The following is an 18,459-nucleotide window of genomic DNA, read 5'->3' on the forward strand; positions in this document are numbered from 1 at the left end:
GCCATCATTACCGTGGGTGGAAACGGTCAAAGAGCTCATACAGCATCCGGTACTCGAGTCGGCAGTCCGGCCTGCGGCGCGCAGCCCGCGGCCTCGGCGACTGACCTTGCCATTGAGTTCAGGATGACCATGATGTCTCTTGCTTTGTCACCCCCCCGGAGCCGGTTTGTGGCTGTATACATCTGGGCCTTCACATAGTCCGTGTCCCCAATGTATGCATCGCTGGTTGACGCCTTGGTCGTACAACGAAAGAAGAGATCAGCCCCGTTAAGACCTACCTGCGCGAAGACGCCAAGCGGGTATCGAACCTTCCTGTCACTCGAATCCGATTTTCCTGAGGGGTAGTGCCCAGACGCTGAAAAACGGACCTCAAACAGCGGCTTCCCGCTGCCGTCACCTGCCTTATACACCGAGCACTCACTCTGCTTGAGGTATTCGTCATGAAGATGCTTGACCGACCTGCTTACCGAGAATTCGTCCGGCTCACCTGCTTGGTTAGTCCCAGTGAGCTCTTCGAATCTGTTCGTGCCAGAAATTCGCTTCAGGGCAGCAGCAGCCGACGTGTCGAGCGTCCCATCGCAGATCTCGTGTGCAGGAACTCCCTTCTGCTCTTTACTCAGCCCCTCCGCGTCAGAGCCGCTACTGCAACCGCTCGTAAGTACCGCCGCGACCACAACGAAGAGCGTAATTTTCGACTTACTACCCTGTGCCAGTAGAAGCATCTTCAGCCAACCTCAGTCCTTGAATGGGGGTCGACCTCGGTAATCGTTCTGATTCGGACCCGTACCTAGGTAGCTACCTTCGAGGCCATCGATCCATTGCTGGTCATCTGCCTTATCTGCAGCTTTCGGGTAGCCCTCGAAATATGCAGTATAGATCTTCCCCAAGCCGTCCGTTCCTTGATCGAAAAACTTTCGACTCGTCATCTGCGAAGGAACGCTGGGATCGGCTGCCGCTTCTTCCGTGGCCTTATCGATTTCGTGACCGAGCAGTGTATTAGCTGCATTGACGATCTGATCCGCAGCGACAGGAGCAATCACCAAAGCAGCAGCAGTGGAGCCAGGAAGAGGAACAGCGGCGACTCCGCCGGCCACCACTGCACCAGCCATCAGCTTCTTCCAGTCGGATGAGCGGGCGAGTTCCTTATTCGCCTCCTCGGACTCCGCACCGTAAGTCGCGGCTGCCTGCTGCACACGAGAGTGATCCAGAATTCCGCGGGCTTCCGCACCCGTTGACATGGCGTCTCTAGCGCGGTTCATGTTTTCTTCACTGGTGGCCGGGTTGGCATCCAAAACGCTCAGGGTGTACATGTGTTGCGCCGCGGTGACAATTTTGTGCGAGTCCTCGGCCTGGCCGAGGACGCTCAGGAAATCGATGGCCCCTTGATTTCCAATGCTTGCCCGACCGTCGTAACGAGCCGGGAAGTCGCCCGCATCCTTTCCGTGATCGCCGACACCGGAAAGCTCGTAGTCGATGTCGTCGATGTATGCGCCGCCGATCTTCCCCAAGCTGTCAGCGAGTTCAGGCTGGGTGTGCAGCAGCTTGGGACCGCCCTCGCCACCGTAGAGATACGCGACCTGTTCAAAAACAGCTGCGGTGTTCGCCGTACGGCGGTCGCCTGCCACCGTATCCTTCGCTTCGGCATCGGACGAGTATCCAGTCGTCGCCGCTTCCAGCGCGTGACCGAGTGCGTCGCGTCCGGCGACGTAGCCATCTTTGCCGTCCATCGCGGTATCGGGTAGCCAGAGACGTTCACTGGTCAGATACTTGAGATGCTCATTGACCTCTGATTCGGCGTTCACCGTGTCTCTTTCCAGCGCCGGCATGGAAGTATCCGAGAAGTCCGGGCGAGCGAAGAACTTCTCCGAAGCGCCAGGGTTGTGACCCAACGCCTCGAGGAACCCCGTCACGGGGTCTCGGCCACGGTCATTCTTGTTGCCCCACAGATTGAGATCTCCCGTGTTCCAGTTATTGACCCACGGAGTGGTGGCCCGTCCGTTGACCTGCTTGTCGTATGCGAGAAGTTCGTCACCGTAGCGGTAGAGGAAGTCATCGTCGTAGTCACCGAAGCGCATGAGATTACTCATGACGGCGTAGCCGGTAGGGTTGCTGGCATCGTCGACCCCAAGCTGATTCGGACCCAATTTGATCATCTGGTCCTTCCAGCCCGCCATCTGATCACTGTCGGAGAGTGTGGCTCGCCCGAGCGTGATCCCAAGGTTTTTCTGGAGCTGCTTGGCCTGCTTATCCCTCGCAGGATCATGGTTGAATTCGCCCTGGTACGGGTCAGCGATGCCAGCCCAGAAGGTGAGCGCCCGCTTCGGCCCCACCTGGGTTGCGAACTCCTCTGCGAAGAGGGGATCGTTCTTGTACTTGGCCAGGGTGCTGTTGAGCGAAGCGAGTTCTGTGTTCGTTACGTCACGGGGATCCTTCGCGAGGATCTTTGCCATCTTGTCAGCGTCTGCGATGGCTTTGACCGCTGCATCACGGCTGTCGTAACTGGCTCCAGAGAAACCGTACTTGGCCTGATCGACGATCAGGCGCAGCGCCTTCGCTGCCGTGGAGTCGCTGTGAGTGGCCTTGCTCAGAATGCGCTGGATCTCGTCCCGAGCATCGTCAACCTCCTTCTGGCTGACTGCACCATGCTGGCCGCTCGGGTCGGACGCCCAGTCGGGCCGGGTGTTGGCGACGACCGTGAACGAGCCGTCTCCTGTGTCCGCCACTGTCAGGTGCTTTTTAGCAGCACGGTCCAAGGCGTCGTTGAGTTGGGTCCGGTAACCAATCAGCTCCTCTCGGGTGTCTTTGAGGATCTTGGCAACCGTGTTCGCCTGGGTGTGCGCATCAGCGAACTCAGAAGCAGTCTTGGTGATGAACTCACGGCTGACAGTGGCGTTGACGCCTGCCCACTTGGCCTTGTCGGCCTTTCCCTTTAACTCGCCCTCCGCATCCTTCTTCATATCGGCAAGTTTCTTCGTCATCTGCTCCCAATCGGTGATCGCCTCACCGAGTTGGGAGAAGTTGCCGTAACGCAAGGAATCGAGGTCCATCGACGTCAGTGCCCCTTCCGGTCATCGAAGCCCTCATCGAGCGTGGCAATGCTGCTGACTGCGCCCGCGATGTAGGATTCGTCGCCCGCGTGCTGGTTCTTGGTGAACCGCAGGTGGTTCGAGATATGGGCACAAGCGTCCAGGAGCGTCTTGGTCTGCTCGCTCCAGCGCGCCGACACGTGTTCGAGTGCACCGCCGAGAGCAAACCCCTCGCCCTTGAGCCCGCCCGCAGCCCTCTCGGAGGCAACACGTGCGTGCCCGCTGTAGGTGGTGAAGTCGTTGAACAGGTCGCGGGCTGCTTTCCCGACGGCTTCGAGACCCTGGTTGCTTACTTCGAGGTCTCCTCTAGTGCCGCCGCCTCCCTGGTCGCCAGGGTACTGGTTGAGCTGCATCTGCGTGGAATCCTGTGCCGCCGCTGAAGCTTTCAGCTGATCCCATTCCTCCCACGCCATGTGCGGTTCCTCCCTGTGACATCTCATTCTCGAACGAGAAAAAGCCAAGAATCCTTGCGGAAGCGTGACGGGATATCGCCATCCGTCTGGATGAAACGGCCTTACATCACTGCCTGGTCTGACTCTCCGTCAGGGTGCTGGCCGCCCTACGGTGCCTGCGGATGGCAGCCGCTACCACGACGGCTGCAAGGAGGGCGGCCGTGCCGACGCTCAGAGCGACCCAGAGGGAATTGTCCGAGGAGTTCTTCGTGACTGCGGTACTCGAACCGGTGTCGTCGTCCTTGGTCGGCGCTTGTGCGGCCTGGGACTCAAGTGCGCTCGCAGAGGGGGCAGCCGAAGCCTCGACTGCCTTGAGATCAGGCAGCGGGTAGACGTCCGCCGGACCTGGGTCGCCGGGATTCTGGAGCGCAATGCGTGGGCGGACGATGCCGTAGCCGATGGAGTCGTTGCGCTTCGCGCCGTCCGTGGGGGCGCCGATGGTGTTCAGCATGACGCGGAGGACCTGGTTGTTGGTCCAGGTCGGGTGCTTGGACCAGATGAGTGCGGCGCTGGCGGAGGCGAGGGCGGTGGCGTCACTTGTGCCCTCGGTTTCGCAGAGCCCAGTCTTACCGCCACATGCGTGGACCATTTCCTCACCGGGTGCTGCCATGTCGACTTGCGGTCCGAACTGGGAGAAGGAGGACCGCCGAAGATCCTTGCCCACCGACGCCACTCCGATCACGCCAGGGGTGGCCCCCGGATACTGAACTCGGTTGCCTTCGTCACCGGAGTTCCCGACGCTCGCAAAGACAAGTGAGCCGTTGTCGACCGCGTAGCGGACGGCCGCAGTCAATTCAGGGGTATCGATCGCCCCACCCATGGAGATATTGACCACCCGGGCGCCGTGGTCGACCGCATACCGGATGGCTTTGCTGAAGCTCGAGGAAGTCTCGAAGCCACTGCCGTCGTCGGCAGCCGGCATCCTAATCGGCAAAATCTTGGCACCCGGCGCAAGCCCGAATGCACCGTTTCCACCGCCGTACGCCCCGGTGCCGGCAATGAGTGCGGCCATCCCGGTGCCGTGCCCGTCGTAGTCCGTGTGCTCGTCACCGGCCCGGCTTGCGGGCGCGAGGTCCAAACCGTCGAGCACACGTCCACTCAGGTCGGGATTGCTCGGATCGACCCCGGAGTCGATCACGGCCACCGTGATGCTCTCGCCTGTGCTCGTGCGCCACATTTCCTCAGCGTGCATGGCGTCCAGGAACCACTGCTTGTCGCGCGTCGAGTCGGCGTGCGCCGGAGTGGCCGCACCTCCCACCAGCAGAAGGCCGACGATTGCCGAGGCGACAGCCTGGAGCCGGCCACGCCTCATTCTGTTGGTGGGCATATACGTCCCTCTCGTGTGCACTGCGGGTCGAACGGCGGCCGACTAGGTGTTGCGGTGATCGGTCTGCTGTCTCCCGCCCCGCTGGGCCCCCCTGGCGGATCCGGGTGCGGTGCGGGCAGTACCGCGGCCGACGCCCTCGCTCGGTGTGCCCCCGGAGACGCCACCTCGCGTCGGTGCGGACGGTACCGGTGCACCCGGACGGGCAGGCGCCCGGCCTGTCTGTAGCGGAGTCCCGCCGACTACGCCGCCTTGAGGCGTGGACAGCGGGCGGCCGGTATTCACCGCGGATCCAGGGCGAGCCCCCGCCGACGGCCCCGTCGGTCCCGCTGCCGGGACGCGGCCCGTCGACCGGTTGGCGGCAGGCTCTCCGCCTACGACTGTTCCGCCAGGCAGGCGCCCCGACGGCCTTCCCGTGGCAGGCGCCGCGGGCGCATGTCCCCTAGCGGCACTATTGCCGGTGGGGCGTCCTCCCGTGATCGGGCTCGCGGGTCGTCCACTCATGGCACCGGCTCCCGTTGGACGTCCACCTGCGACGGCCGGCCCTGTCGGTCGTCCACCCATGACGCCGGAGTTGGTCGGACGTCCGGCCGTGGTGCCGGATGCGGGGGGCATGTTGCGGCCGGCTCCCCATCCCTGCCCCGGGAGGGTCCTGCCGGTAGCAGTCCCGGACGGCTGGCCGTTCGGGTACGGGCCACCGCCCGTGATGTCCCGGCCGCGCGGAAGGCCCGTTCCTCCCTGCCCTGATGGGAACGGTGTGCGGCCGCTTGCAATCGGCTTTCCCGCGCCACCTGAGGCAGTGGGCATACGTCCTGCGCCGCGGCCTGAAGTTGGCGGAATCATGCCTGTCACAGTCGGGGGCAGGACTGGTTCGGGACGAGTCGGCGTCACCGGTCCCACCGCTGGTCCTGGACCAGTCACCGGGCGATGTGTTTCCGGAAGTGTGTCGACCGAGTTGATCTCGACGTGCGCGGGGTTGTCGATGGAAACGGCTCGGGGCGGCACAGCATCTGCCGGAACCCCGGTGGCGGACCTAGCCTCGTCAAGCTGTGCCGCGGATACAGCATGCCCGGTCACCGCTCCGGCAGAGCCAACAGCGCGCGACGCGGCAGCACTGGACCCACCTCCGGAACTCCCAGTTCCGGGCCGCGTCAGGTCCTTGGAACGCTCGTCATCACCGATCCCCTTGGGCGGCGGCGGAAACTTCGGCCGCTCCAGCTTGTCCATCTGCGTCGACGACAGGTCGTACGCCTGCGCCAGCTTCCGCATCTCGCGGGCCGCCTCCTGGCGGACGTTTTCCTTGCTGGCCTTCAGTGCCGCCAGTTCGGAGCTGGACTTGGAGGCGATCGCTCCGGCGTCGGGGTCGTTGTGGTGGGCCTTGGCGGCTGCGAGGTTGGCGGTGGCGCTGGGTTCGTCGCGTGGGATGGACGCCTGGGCGGTGGCGATCGCGCCGGAGGCCTGGGAGAGCCACTTGCCGGAGTCGCTGCTGAAGTCGGCGAGGCGGAGTGCGGAGTTGGCGAGGTCGCCGGCCCAGACGCGGAAGGCGTCCGCGCCCTCGCCCTTCCACTCCACCCACTGCGGGCGGACCTTGAGCTCGTTCGCGATCTCGCGGATCTCCTTGGCCGCCGCGACCAGCTTCTCGGCGGCGGACTGGACCGTCCCGCTGTCGGCCTGGTCCAGCCAGGCGAGCATCTGCTCGTGGCTCATGCTCTCGAACGACGTGCCGCCCCCGGACCCGCCGGACCCACTGGATCCCTTGCCTGCCATCAGTCGTCTCCCCGTTCTCGTACCGTGCCCGTCGCCCGCCGGATCAGATCGTGCCGCCCGCGTCGCCGCTCGGCGGCTTCTGCCCACCGGTATCGGCGCCCCCGCCCGCGACGCCTTCGCGCTTCGCGCGCTCGGGGTCGTACGGGCCTCCGTAGTGTTCCGTCGTCTCGGCGGTGATCGCGGCCATGCGGTTGCGGACGTCCAGGTCGATGTTCTCGTAGCCCTTGTGGGATGCCAGGACCGCGATGGACATGGCTTCCATGCAGTCGGAGAGCAGCTTGGAGAACGTCTCCAGGTCGGTGATGACCTTCTCGTACGACTTATGCAGGCCTGCCGCCTCGGTCCAGGCCCCTTCGCCGCCGCCGAACTTCTGGCGCCCGACCTGCTCCTGTCCCACCTTCGTGGGCCCGGCCTGCGACTCCTTCAGGTCGCGGATGAGTTCGTCGACCCGCTGCCGGAACTTCGTGAACGACGACAGCTCCGTGGACAGGTCGTGGACCGCGTCCTTCGCCGTGTCGAACACGCTGGACAGCCAGGACGTACCCGTCGAGCCCGTCGACGCGCTCGTGCTCGTCGAACCGCCACTGTCGCTCGGCAGCACCGGTGCCTCCCCGTTCCCCGTCCCCGTTCCGGCCTCCGGATCAGGCGAGACCGTACTCACCTACTCTAGTGACCGCCTGTGACAGCAGGTTAGGAAGGTGCGTCACAGTGTGAGCATTTGGCCACCCCTTCCACGGCCTCTCAGGCAATCGCCTGCCGGCCCTTTGAGCTGCTCCCACTCGTCCCACGCCAAGCGAGTGCTGCTCATCCCGCGAGACCGATCTCCTGCCTTGCCAAGACGCCGACCTACGCACGGGGGCTCCCGCCCCCTCCCCCGAACTCGCTTCTGGCGGGATGTGAACGGTGGTTGGGAGTGAAGCGTTTGTGATCACGGCCTACGTCGCGTTCGCCCAGCGCTGGAGCATGACACGCAGGCGCAGAGCCATGGCACGCTGCGCCAACGACGGGACGGGGCGGTGCGACAGGGAGCCTCGCGACCCCCTGTCGCCCGTCTCAGCCGGATCTCTTTCGCTCCCGTGCCAGGCCGTGACAGACGCACCCACAGCGCCGTACCAGGAGCAGGCCGCCACCGAACGGCAGCGGGACGTCCGTCAGACGGCGGCAGGCGCTGTGTACGTCCTCGTAGCCGGGGCGGCTCGCCAGCGCACACTCCGGGGAGAGATGCCGTTCGGCCGTGGTGGGGCGTGCCCGTCCGGTCATGGCTTGCTTCCTGTCGAGTGCAGCACGGGCGGTTCCGGCGGGTAGTGCGCGGAGCACGGCCGGCAGGCGTACACGACGAAGCCCGGGCCCGAGTTCTGGTGGACCACGCCGACCACGACCGGCGCCTGGGTGGTCACGCGGCAGCGGATGCACATGCGTACCGGTGGGCGGGGTTTCTTGCCTTCTTCGGACATCAGGCCGCCCGTTCCATGCTGGTCGCGAGTACGTACGGCCGTACCGAAGCCGCCGTGTGGACGTCGAGCAAGGTCGGCAGTCCGTACGGGGAGCGGTGGGCGGGAAGTGGTGCGGCGGCCGGGTGGAGTGCTCGCGGTTCGCACGTCGGCGAGGGGGTGGCTGTAGGGCTCGTGCCCGACCTGTGCCTGCCGGGGCCGGGCACGCGCAAGGCCCGGATCCAGCGCACCAGCACGTGGATAATGCTCACGTCGTCAACCTCCAGCGGTTGGTGACCACGCCCCCGGACGGCTCCACCCGTCGCGGGGGACTTCTGTCGGCATCGACACTACCGCAACTTGGTACGTCTTAGTACGTCTAGATACGTGCTAAGTCGGCCTATGCTGTCCTGGGCTGGCCTTTTACGCTCCCGGGCATGATAGAGATCGACCGGGACAGCATCATTCCGATGTACGTGCAGCTGGCGTCCGCTCTGCGCGAGCGCATCCGGCGGGGCGAGATCCCGGTTGGCCGACGCATCCCCTCTCACCATGAGCTGGAACAGGAGACTGGTGGAACGGTCAGCCGCCGGACCATCAAGTCGGCTATCGAGATGCTGCAAGCCGAGGGCATCGTTCAAGGTGTCCAGGGCAAGGGCGTATTCGTCATCGCGGTTCCCACCGACGCCGACGGGAGCGACAAGCCTGGCGGCTGACGGCCTTCAGCTCTCCCCTCGCGGGAACGACACCTCCACCCGTCGGTTCTTCTTGCGGCCCTCCTCCGAGGCGTTCGACGCGATCGGGTAGTCCTCGCCGTAGCCGCGCACCTCGAAGGTGACGCCCGGGTCGTTCAGTTCCGTGTCCAGGATGTCGTGTACGGCGTTCGCGCGCTGTCTCGACAGGACGTCGCCGTGGGCCGAGGAGCCGAGGTTGTCGGTGAAGCCGAAGACACGGATGCGCGTCGCGTTCTGAGTCTTGATTTCCTGCGCGATCGCCTCGATGCGGGCCTTCGCCTCCGCGCCGAGCTTGGCGCTGTCCCTCGGGAACAGCACCTCCGCCTGGAGGGCGAACTTCACGTCCGCGTTCGTGTCCTCCCGGCGTTCCTCGCCGCCTTGGTCCTCCACGACCTGCTTGATGTCGAGGACTTTCGGTTCGGCCAGCGTGGCGCCCTCGGGGAGTTTCAGGTCCGGGTCGTTGGCGTCCAGTTCGACCGGTGCGGCGGCCGTGGCCTCGGTGCCGGGCGGGACGCTGGGGTCGTCGTCGGCGTGGGCGGTGGTGGCCGTGTAGAGGGTGGTGGTGAGGAGGAGGGTGGCGGTGGCGAGGGTCAGGGGGAGGCGCGGGGTTGCGTTCATCGGTGGCCTCACCCGGAGATCGAGATGGGGGCGCTGGCGAATGTGGGCAGCTGGAAGGTGACTTCTGTGGTGTTGGCCGGTGGCGCGGGGAACTGCATGAAGACAGCGACGCTCTCGCCGGACCTGATCGTCGACAAGCCCGTGGTCGTCAGTGGGCGGCCGTCCGTGTCGCGCAGTACGTAGTAGCGCTTCTTGCCCTGGGAGTCGACGAGTGTGGCTCCGCCCAGCGACCTGCCGTTCCTGATGATCTCCGTCTCGTTGCCGCTCAATGAGGCCGGGATGGCGACGCTCTTGGCTCCGTCGTTCTTCAGGTTCCCATTCACGGTGACGAAGCCGCCGGCGTCGCGCTCGGCGGAGGTGATCTGGAGAAGCAGTCCGTTCGAGCCCTTCACCTCGGCCAACGGTGTCTCCGCCTGCCCTTCCTGAGCGCTCGGCTGGGAGCCGCTCGCCTCGGAGGCGGACGTCGAGCTCTCCGGCTTCTTGTCCTCGCCGTCACCGCCGCTGCATCCGGCCACGCCGAGGGCCAGACCGGCCACCACGGACAACGCGGCCATCCCCCTGCGGGCCTTCGCTGTGAACCGAATGCTCATGCCTCTGCTTCCTTCGTCACTCGTCGTTCGCTTGTCAGTCGGCCAGGTGGACGTCGAAGAGGTCTTCCGGGTCCGGCAGGTCAGTGAGGTCGTCAGGGTTGAGAACCCAGTTCTTGTCCTCGCAGCTGAGCGTGGGCAGCTCGTCGTCAACCTCGCCCTCACCCGGGTCGTCGGCCGCTTCGTCACCCCCGTCGTCACCCGCATCGTCGGCCGGCGGATCGAAGGTGCACCGGGGCTCGATGACTGCCTTGGCCGATGCCTTGGCGTACGTGTCTTCCGTGCCGGGGACTATGGAATCCCCCACCGGCTCGTCGGTCTCGACTTCGACCTCGTAGCCGAGCAGCCCTTCCGGCCCGCACCCCTGCACGTGGGCGTCGTTCTGTGCCGCGAGCTCATGGGCTCGCCAGCACGAGTCGGTCACCTGCACGTCGCCGTCGAAGATGCCCTGCCACACGGCTGGGTCCTTCACGTTCTCCAGCCACTCCCCCGCCAGCTGGTCCCGTGTCTCCAGCGCCGCCGCGAGCGCCGCCGCGTCAGCCGCTGTCTGGGCCTCGTTCCTGGTCCCCGCGGCCTGGCCGACCGCAAGGTACGCGAACGCGAGAAAGAGCAGACCCGCCACCACCGTGATGTAGATGGGGAAGGCCTGCCCTGAGTCGTCTCGGCACCTCCGGCGCCTCATCAGCCGCCTGTGACTTCGGCAATCTTGGTCGTGATCGCGTCGAAGATCGTCTGCCCGATGTCCGTCCCCGTAATAGCCAGCACGATCGCCACCACCACCGCGATGATCCCCAGGTACTCCACCGCGGTCTGACCCTTGTCGTCGCTCCAGTTGCGCATGGTGTTCCCCTTCGGATGTGCCGCTGTCGGTTCCGACGAGGGGAGGGTAGAGCGGGACGTGGGGAGGCTTCGAGAGTCCGTGGGCCCAAATCCGGGCCCATTTCGGGGTCATCGTGGGCCCCCCGGGGAGTCGGGGGCCGTGCCGAGCCACTTGGTGGTGGCTTCTGCGCGGCTGGTGCTGTGGAGCTTGGCGAAGATGCGGTTGATGTGGTTCTTGACCGTCTTCTCGCTGATGAAGCAGGTGGCGGCGATCTGCTGGTTGTTCATGCCGGATGCGATGAGGTCCATGATCTCCACCTCCCTCGGGCTGAGCCGGTACCGCGTCCGGTCGGGGAACCGTTCCGGTGAGGACTGTGCCATAGATGGTTGCACTTGCGAAAGCGATTCCGGGGAAATTGGCCCGGGGAAGGGGCTAGTTGGGGGTAATGAAGAGTTTGCAGGCGCACTCTCTGCACCTGCGCTGCCCTCCCTCAGCTGCGCCAGCAGCGCCCCCGCCGCCGTCGCCGTGAAGTGGGCCTTGCCCTCCTTGATGTCCCGTACCGCCGTCACCAGCTGGTCCGCCGTGAACTCGCCGTGGACGAGGTAGCCGCCCGCCCCGCGCCGCAGGGCCTCCTGGACGATTTCGGACTCGCGGCTGTACGTCAGCATCAGGACGGGGGCCAGGCGTACGAGGTACGGGAGCGCTGAGAGGCCGTCTACGCCGGGCATGCGCACGTCTAGGAGGATCACGTCGGGGCGGTGGGCCTGGGCCGCCTCGTACGCCTCGCGGCCGTCGGCGGCCTCCGCCACGACCGTGATGTCGGCGCGGCCGGTGAGCAGTGCGGTCAGGCCCGCGCGGACCACCGGGTTGTCGTCCGCGACCACGACCCGGAGGGTGGCCTGGGGTGGGGGGACGTCGAAGAGAGGCGGCATCGGGTGGCTCCTCATGCTGCTTCGCCTGGTGTGGTCGTCAGGGCCGCCAGGGGGAGGTCGAGGCGGACTTCCGTCCCCGTGGCGTGGGCGCCGCGGCCGATGCGGATGCGGGCGCCCACGGAGGCGGCGCGTTCGACCATGCCCAGGAGGCCGAAGTGGCCCGCCCGGCGGAGGTGTTCGAGGGTGGTGCCGGGCGGCAGTCCGTGGCCGTCGTCGTAGATGGTGAGGTGCAGTTGGTCGTTCTCGACGCCCGCTGTCACCTCCACCTTCGTCGGGGACGCGTGGCGGTGGGCGTTTTCCAGGGCTTCCGCCGTGATCGTGAGGAGTTGGCGGGCCACCGCGGGTGGGACGGGGGGTAGGGCCCGGGCGCCCGTCGTGCGGTACGTCGTCGGGATTGTCGTGCGTAGCGTGAAGTCGTGTACCCGGCTGTCGAGTTGCGCTTGCAGGTTCGTCGGCTCGCTCGGAGGTGATTCGCGGCGCAGGTCCCTCAGGAGTTCGCGCGATTCTGACGCCGCTCTGCGGGCCGAGCGGGACACGAGGTCCGCCTGTCGGCGGAGCGTGGCGGGGTCGGGGGCCGGGGCGCCTGCCGAGGCGGCCAGGCCGTCGGCGGCCAGGGCGACGCCGTGCAGGGTCTTGGCCACGGAGTCGTGCAGTTCGCGGGCGAGGCGGGCGCGTTCTTCCGCCACCGCCTCGGCGGCCGCCAGCCGGGCCTGGACCTCGGTCAGCGCCCGGGTGGCTTCGCCGAAGCGGAGCATGAGGTTGCGCAGGGTGGAGCCGACGGCTCCGGCGATGACGCAGAGGCCGGGCAGGAGCAGGGCCTCCGCGGGGGTCCTGTCGCCACTGCGGGCCAGGGTCGCCTGGACGAGGAGCAGGATCAGCGACTGGAGGGAGGCGAAGCAGGCGGCGCCGCGCCAGCTGTAGGCGAGGCCGGCGAGGAGCGGGGTGCAGACGCTGACGTAGGCGAGGGTGGTGTCCGGGCCCGCGGAGACCAGGAGGAGGGAGCCGAAGAGGGTGTCCGCGGCCAGGAGGGTCGGGTGGCGCAGGAGGAGGGGGCCGAAGCGTTCCCAGTCCCTGAAGAGGGCGTACGACGCCATGAAGGTGACGACGACCGCCGCGCCGACCAGATGGGCGCCGAGGCCCGGGGACGCGTTCAGGAGGGCTGCCGGAGCGGCCAGCGCGATCATGGCGAGCCGGAAGCCGAAGACCTGGCGGCACATGGCCTGGAGCGCGTTGATCTGGATCGGCAGCGAGGGGGCGGGCTTCTCCTGCGGATCGGCCTCCGGCTGTGCCGTGGTCTGCGGTGATGTCCGGGAGGTGCGGCGGCGGAGCAGCCTGCCCACGGCTCGCCCAGCCGTCACTGTCGGCGTCGTGGTCGTGGTCGTGGTCGAGATCGTCGCCATCTCTCACTCACCCGTGATGGTGCCGAAGTCCGTCCCGGAGCCCAGGATCAGGCCCGCGGCGAGCAGCAGCATCGTCGCGGGGACCATGAAGGTGGTGATCATCATGGTGGCCTTGGGGACCGCGCGGGCCGCCTTGCGGCGGGCGTTCTGCGCGTCGGTGCGGCGCATGTCCTTGGCCAGCGCCACCAGGGTGTCGACGATCGGCGCGCCCAGTTCCTCGCCCTGCTGCAACGCCGTCACGAACATGGCGACCTGCTCGGAGTCGTTGCGGCGGCGCAGTTCCGCGAAGGCCTGGCGGCGGCTCATGCCGAGGTCCATCTGGCGGAGGGTGATGCGGATCTCGTCTGCCCAGGGGCCCTCGTAGCGAGAGGCGACCCGGTCGAGGGCCTGGCGGAAGCCGAGGCCCGCGCTCACGACGACCGCGAGGACGTCCAGGAAGTCCGGCAGGGTGCGTTCGATGACGTCCTTGCGGATGCGGATCGCCGACCAGATGCCGACCTCCGTCCAGAACGCGCCGAAGGCGAAGAGGAGCAGGGTCATCAGTACGTTGCCCTGGAGCAGGAAGATGAGGCCGCCGACGCCGCCCAGCGCGCCGTAGACCGCCCGCCTGGCCGCGTAGCGGTCTATGGTCAGGCCGCCGGGGTTGCCCGCCAGGTCGATCTTGCGGCGGTACCTGGCGACCTGCTTCGGGCCCATGAGGCGCAGTACGGCGGGTGCGTACCGCATGCCGAGGCGGTCGACCAGCGAGTCGACCGCGCCGGTGCGGGTGGCGCCCACCTCCAGGGCGAGTGCCAGGTCGGTGGGCAGTTTGGCGTCCGCCCGGTACATGCGGATCCCGGCGAAGACGCCCCAGACGCCGATGCCCATCAGCAGGGCCAGCAGCAGTGCCATGGTTCTCTCCCTCCTCCCCTTCCCTCGGTTTTCCTCAGACGTCGATCCGGGACATGCGGCGGATCAGCACGAACCCGACCGCGTACAGCGCGAACGCGATGATCACGCAGGCCTGGCCGACCGGGGAGCCGGTCATGCGGTCCAGGGCGCCGTCCTTCACGCCGTTCATGAGGAAGAGGGAGCCGATGCCCATGACGGGGACGGCGTACGACGTCATGTTCACCTGGGAGAGCTGGGTGCGGATCTCCCGCCGGGTCTCCTTGCGTTCCTCCAGCGTCTCGGTCAGGTTCCGCAGCGCTCCGACCACCTGGCCGCCCGCGCGGTTCGACAGCACGAGGGTGGTGACGAGGACGACGAGTTCCCGCGACGGGAGGCGTTCCGCCAGCTCTCCGAGCGCGTCGTCCATCGACGCGCCGACGGCGAGTTGGTTGGCCACCTTGGCGAGTTCCTCTCCGGCGGGGGCTTCCAGTTCCTCCGCCGCCATGCCGATGGCCGTGCGCAGCGCGAGGCCGGCGTGGGTGGCGTTGGCGAGTATGCGGGCGAGTTCGGGGAGCTGGTTGATGAACCTCTCGATGCGTTTCTGCCGCTGCCAGGTGAGGTACTGCAGCGCCGCCCAGACGCCGAGCAGGCCCGCGATCGGGCCGAAGAACGGCGCCAGGGTGGCCTGGCCGATCAGCCACAGGCCCGCGACGGTGGCGAGCATCGCGGCGAAGAACTCGCCGGGGGTGATGTCGAGGCCGGTCGCCGCGAGGCGCAGTTCCAGGCGTCTGCCGAGTTTCGTGCGGCGCAGCCGCCGGTCGAGGTGGCGGAAGCGGCGCCGGCGTCCGGCGTAGGGGATCTGGCCGGTGGCGGAGAGCCGGTCGACGAGGGCCTGGCGCTGGGCCCTGCCGGTGGCGTACACGTGCAGGCCCACGACGGCGAGGACGCAGGTCAGCAGGGCGATACCGGTCGTCAGACCGACGAGGGTGTTGAGTTCCATGACTACCTGGTCCCTGTCTATCTGGCTTCTCGGGTGGCGAGCTGGTCCTCGGTGTGGGCGACGCCGAAGGCCTGGGGGATGGGCTGGCTCGCCATGTAGAGGCGGTCGGCGGTGCGGCGCGGCAGCGGGAAGTACTGGAAGGTGCCGTGGACGCGGCCGTCGGACGTCATCGGCCGGGCGTCGAAGCGGGCCACGGTGGCCAGGCGGTAGGGCTCTCCGCCGTGGCTGTCGAGGACGGCGATCTCGGTGACGCGGCGGGCGCCGTCGGCGAAGCGGGTGAGCTGGACGATGACGTCGACGGCGCTGTTGATCTGGTCGTGCAGGGCGACGAAGGGGACTTCGACGTCGGACATGGAGGCGAGGGTCTGGAGCCGCATCAGGGCGTCCTCGGCGCTGTTGGCGTGGACGGTGGCCAGCGAGCCGTCGTGGCCGGTGGACATGGCCTGGAGCATGTCCAGGGACTCGCCGCCGCGGACCTCGCCGACGACGATGCGGTCGGGGCGCATACGGAGGGAGTTGCGGACCAGGTCGCGGATGGTGACCTGGCCCTTGCCCTCGACGTTCGGCGGCCGTGACTCCAGGCGGATGACGTGCTGCTGCTGGAGCTGGAGTTCGGCGGAGTCCTCGATGGTGATGATCCGCTCGTACTCCGGGATGAGGCCGGAGAGGGCGTTGAGCAGGGTCGTCTTCCCCGTGCCGGTGGCGCCCGAGACGATGATGTTGAAGCGTGCCTGCACGAGCCCCGCGAGCAGGTACAGCATGTGCTCGTCGAGGGAGCCGAAGCCGATCAGCTCGTGCAGGGTGAAGGAGCGCGGGAAGCGGCGGATGGTGAGCGTGGGCCCGGTGAGGGAGAGCGGCGGGATGATGACGTTGACGCGCTCGCCAGAGGGGAGGCGGGCGTCGACCATGGGGTTCGACTCGTCGACCCGCCGGTTGACCGTGGACACGATCCGTTCGATCGTCTGCATCAGCTGGTCGTTCGACGCGAAGCGCAGCGGGAGTTGTTCCACCCGGCCGCCGCGCTCCACGAAGATCGCGTCGGGGCCGTTCACCATGATCTCGGTGATCGAGGCGTCCTCCAGGAGCGGTTCCAGGATGCCGAGGCCCAGCGCCTCGTCGACCACTCTGCGGATCAGCTGGGAGCGCTCCACCGTGGACAGTACGGGGCCCTCGCGGCTGATGATGTGGCCGAGCACCCGCTCCAGCCGCGCCCGGCGTTCGGCGGCGGCCAGCGCGCTCATCTCCGCGAGGTCGATCTCCTCCAGGAGTTTGGCGCGGTAGGAGGCGACGAGGTGGCCGTCCTCGCCCCGAATGCCGTGCTCCTCGGGGGAGTTGATGCGTGCCCGCAGGCTCATGGCTCCGGTGCTCCTCGGTCAGTGGTCGCGCGGCATGGTGGCGGACTTGTGGGCGTCGCCGAAGTCCCAGCCGGGGACGACGGAGGGGATGTCGACGGTCGCGGTGACCTCGACCTCGTCGCCGCCTCCGCCGCCGGTGCAGGTCGTCCCGTCGGCGAGCCAGCCGCTGACGGCGGCCTGGCAGTCCGCGGCGAACGGCCCGTCCAGGGAGGCGCTGCGGGCGCCGGCGCGGGCGGCCGTGCCGGCCTGCTGGGCGGCGTACGCGATCAGCCCGATCTGTACGGCGGCCAGCGCGACGAGGATCAGGATCGGGATGAACCCGAGGTACTCGAGGGCGACTTGGCCACGGTCGCGGCCCCTTCCTCGCCCCGGGTCCCCGTCGTACGGCGTCACGTACGGCGTCAGGTACGGCATCTCAGTCCGTCTCCTCCTCGACCGCGCCGGCGTGTCCCTTCACCTCGAAGGGGAAGTCGGCGGCGCCGGGGAAGAGGACGGGCACCTTGAGGGTGACGTCGGCCGTGACATAGCCGCCCCCGCCCGCACAGCTCACCTGCGCGCCCCCCTCCCAGGCCCCCGGCAGTTTGTCCCGCCCGGCCGCCTCGCAGGCGCCCTGGCGCTCCCCCGGGGCCACCTCCGTGGCGGCGCGCACCGCCTCGTCCGCAGCGTTCCCCGCGAGCACGAAGGTGTACCCCACGAGTACGAACTGCCACAGCAGCACCAGTGTGATCAGGATCAGCGGGGTCATCCCCAGGAACTCGACGGTGACCTGGCCGCGGTCCCGGCTGCGCACCGGGCGCCTCCGTATCCGCCCGCGCATGCTCATCCCCCCGCGTCCCTGCGCCGCCGGAAACCCGCCGCGCCCCGGTCGCCGCGGAACCGGCCGCCGGCCCGGCGGTCCCCGCCCGCCGGTTTGACCAGGCCGAGTTCGCCGGCGAGGCTCCACAGCGCCTGCTTGACCGTGCTTCTGGCGTCGAGTTCGTGCAGGCGGCCCGCGTCCACGACGGCCTGAAGCTCCTTGAAGTTGGCGGGGATCGCGGTGGCCGCCACGGCGGTGCCGGTGATCTTGCGGATGAGTGCGGGCTGGATCTCCGTACCGCGCGTGTGGCGGTTGACGACGACGGTGGTCTCCTCGGCCTTGCGGATCTGGAGCCGGTCCCACATGCGCACCGCGCGTTTGGCGCCGCGTACGGCGACCACGTCCGGGGTGGTGAGCAGCAGGGCGGTGTCGGCCATCTCGACGGCGGCCGCGCCGGCGCCGGTGAGCTGGGTGCCGCAGTCGACGACGACGGTCTCGTAGCGGGAGCGCAGGGCGCTGACGATCTGGCGGGCGGCGCGGTCGGTGACCTCCTCGCCGCGTTCGCCCTCGGCGGGGGCGAGCAGCAGGGCCAGGCCGGTGTCGTGGCGGAAGACGGCGTCGGCGAGGACGCGTGGCGATATGTCGGTGATGGCGGCGAGGTCGACGACCGAGCGGCGGAACTGGACGTCCAGGTAGGAGGCGATGTCCCCGGCCTGGAGGTCGAGGTCGACCAGGACGGTGCCGCGGCCGGAGGTCTGGGCGGCGAGGGCGATCTGGACGGCCGTGACCGTGGCGCCCACGCCGCCCTTCGCGCCGCTGACGGTGACGACCGTGCCGCCGACACCGGTGAAGGCGTCGCCGCCGTGGCCGAGGTGGCGGCGTACGCCGATCGACCACTGGGAGACGGCCTGGACCCGGCTGGCGAGTTCCTCGTAGCCGAGCGGGAGGGTGACCAGGCCGCGGGCGCCGGAGTCCATGGCGGCCTGGAAGAGGCCGGGGCTCGCGTCCGAGGTGACGAGGATGACGCCGACCGCCGGGAAGCGGAGGGCGACCTCGCGGATCAGCTCCAGGGCGGGGACGGGGCCGATCCGCTCGTGTACGACCACGACCTCGGGGAGTTCGTCGACGGACTCGGCGGCGAGCCGGGCGAGGGTGTCGACGAGCTGGGTGGAGTCCACCACCGGGGCCACCGGCTCGGCGTCCGGGAGCTGGCTGAGCAGGGTGGTGACGGAGCGCGCCGCGTCCGCGTCGCCGACCGCCGGCAGGATCCTCGTGGGCATACGGGCCT

Annotated in this window: 18 protein-coding genes; 1 reads left to right on the forward strand and 17 read right to left on the reverse strand. The window is 67.9% G+C overall.

Annotated features, from left to right (window positions below):
• Positions 1–35: 35 nt before the first annotated feature.
• The 5 genes from AMK31_RS40380 to AMK31_RS11005 all read right to left on the reverse strand — a co-directional run bounded on the left by AMK31_RS40380 (position 36) and on the right by AMK31_RS11005 (position 7,230).
• A complete protein-coding gene (locus tag AMK31_RS40380; protein WP_143204230.1) occupies positions 36–722 on the reverse strand; it encodes a hypothetical protein in 687 nt (228 codons plus the stop codon).
• A 12-nt stretch (positions 723–734) separates the two neighbouring features.
• On the reverse strand, positions 735–3,047 hold the full coding sequence (locus AMK31_RS10985) for a hypothetical protein (protein WP_073940268.1): 2,313 nt from the start codon (positions 3,045–3,047) through the stop codon (positions 735–737).
• Positions 3,048–3,052: 5 nt separating this feature from the next.
• Positions 3,053–3,499, reverse strand: a complete 447-nt coding sequence (locus tag AMK31_RS10990; protein WP_073940269.1) for a hypothetical protein — start codon at positions 3,497–3,499, stop codon at positions 3,053–3,055.
• A 106-nt stretch (positions 3,500–3,605) separates the two neighbouring features.
• Positions 3,606–4,865: a type VII secretion-associated serine protease mycosin gene (gene mycP / locus AMK31_RS10995; protein ID WP_073940270.1), complete on the reverse strand. Its 1,260-nt coding sequence runs from the start codon at positions 4,863–4,865 to the stop codon at positions 3,606–3,608.
• Positions 4,866–6,672: 1,807 nt separating this feature from the next.
• Entirely contained in the window at positions 6,673–7,230 is a 558-nt protein-coding gene (locus AMK31_RS11005; protein WP_241842617.1) for a hypothetical protein, read from the reverse strand.
• Between the two features lie 1,266 nt (positions 7,231–8,496).
• Here AMK31_RS11005 and AMK31_RS11025 point away from each other — a divergent pair.
• Positions 8,497–8,775, forward strand: coding sequence for a GntR family transcriptional regulator (locus AMK31_RS11025; RefSeq protein ID WP_073940276.1), 279 nt, complete (start codon positions 8,497–8,499; stop codon positions 8,773–8,775).
• A 6-nt stretch (positions 8,776–8,781) separates the two neighbouring features.
• On the opposite strand, the gene AMK31_RS11030 is transcribed toward AMK31_RS11025, so the two are convergent.
• The 12 genes from AMK31_RS11030 to AMK31_RS11080 all read right to left on the reverse strand — a co-directional run bounded on the left by AMK31_RS11030 (position 8,782) and on the right by AMK31_RS11080 (position 18,451).
• Positions 8,782–9,411 carry an OmpA family protein gene (locus tag AMK31_RS11030; RefSeq protein WP_073940277.1) on the reverse strand — a complete coding sequence of 210 codons (630 nt, stop codon included), beginning with the start codon at positions 9,409–9,411 and terminating at the stop codon, positions 8,782–8,784.
• 8 nt (positions 9,412–9,419) lie between these two features.
• The gene (locus tag AMK31_RS11035; protein ID WP_073940278.1) at positions 9,420–10,001 is read right to left on the reverse strand and encodes a hypothetical protein; all 582 of its coding nucleotides are present in this window, start codon (positions 9,999–10,001) and stop codon (positions 9,420–9,422) included.
• Between the two features lie 34 nt (positions 10,002–10,035).
• Positions 10,036–10,680 carry a pilus assembly protein TadG-related protein gene (locus AMK31_RS11040; protein ID WP_073940279.1) on the reverse strand — a complete coding sequence of 215 codons (645 nt, stop codon included), beginning with the start codon at positions 10,678–10,680 and terminating at the stop codon, positions 10,036–10,038.
• On the reverse strand, positions 10,680–10,838 hold the full coding sequence (locus tag AMK31_RS40995) for a Flp family type IVb pilin (protein ID WP_198948470.1): 159 nt from the start codon (positions 10,836–10,838) through the stop codon (positions 10,680–10,682). Before AMK31_RS40995 ends, AMK31_RS11040 begins: the two co-directional genes overlap by 1 nt.
• Positions 10,839–10,946: 108 nt before the next feature.
• Positions 10,947–11,750, reverse strand: a complete 804-nt coding sequence (locus AMK31_RS11045) for a response regulator transcription factor (protein ID WP_241842618.1) — start codon at positions 11,748–11,750, stop codon at positions 10,947–10,949.
• Between the two features lie 11 nt (positions 11,751–11,761).
• Positions 11,762–13,150, reverse strand: coding sequence for a sensor histidine kinase (locus AMK31_RS11050; protein WP_198948471.1), 1,389 nt, complete (start codon positions 13,148–13,150; stop codon positions 11,762–11,764).
• 3 nt (positions 13,151–13,153) lie between these two features.
• Positions 13,154–14,041, reverse strand: coding sequence for a DUF5936 domain-containing protein (locus AMK31_RS11055; protein WP_073940281.1), 888 nt, complete (start codon positions 14,039–14,041; stop codon positions 13,154–13,156).
• 34 nt (positions 14,042–14,075) lie between these two features.
• Positions 14,076–15,020 carry a type II secretion system F family protein gene (locus AMK31_RS11060; protein WP_073940282.1) on the reverse strand — a complete coding sequence of 315 codons (945 nt, stop codon included), beginning with the start codon at positions 15,018–15,020 and terminating at the stop codon, positions 14,076–14,078.
• A 17-nt stretch (positions 15,021–15,037) separates the two neighbouring features.
• On the reverse strand, positions 15,038–16,375 hold the full coding sequence (locus tag AMK31_RS11065) for a CpaF family protein (RefSeq protein WP_073940283.1): 1,338 nt from the start codon (positions 16,373–16,375) through the stop codon (positions 15,038–15,040).
• An 18-nt stretch (positions 16,376–16,393) separates the two neighbouring features.
• Positions 16,394–16,789: a TadE/TadG family type IV pilus assembly protein gene (locus tag AMK31_RS11070; protein WP_073940284.1), complete on the reverse strand. Its 396-nt coding sequence runs from the start codon at positions 16,787–16,789 to the stop codon at positions 16,394–16,396.
• 1 nt (position 16,790) lies between these two features.
• On the reverse strand, positions 16,791–17,192 hold the full coding sequence (locus AMK31_RS11075; RefSeq protein ID WP_079186802.1) for a TadE family protein: 402 nt from the start codon (positions 17,190–17,192) through the stop codon (positions 16,791–16,793).
• A gap of 2 nt (positions 17,193–17,194) precedes the next feature.
• Positions 17,195–18,451, reverse strand: a complete 1,257-nt coding sequence (locus tag AMK31_RS11080) for an AAA family ATPase (protein ID WP_073940286.1) — start codon at positions 18,449–18,451, stop codon at positions 17,195–17,197.
• Between the last annotated feature and the right edge of the window lie 8 nt (positions 18,452–18,459).

It is taken from the genome of Streptomyces sp. TSRI0107 (assembly GCF_001905845.1).
Taxonomy (GTDB): domain Bacteria; phylum Actinomycetota; class Actinomycetes; order Streptomycetales; family Streptomycetaceae; genus Streptomyces.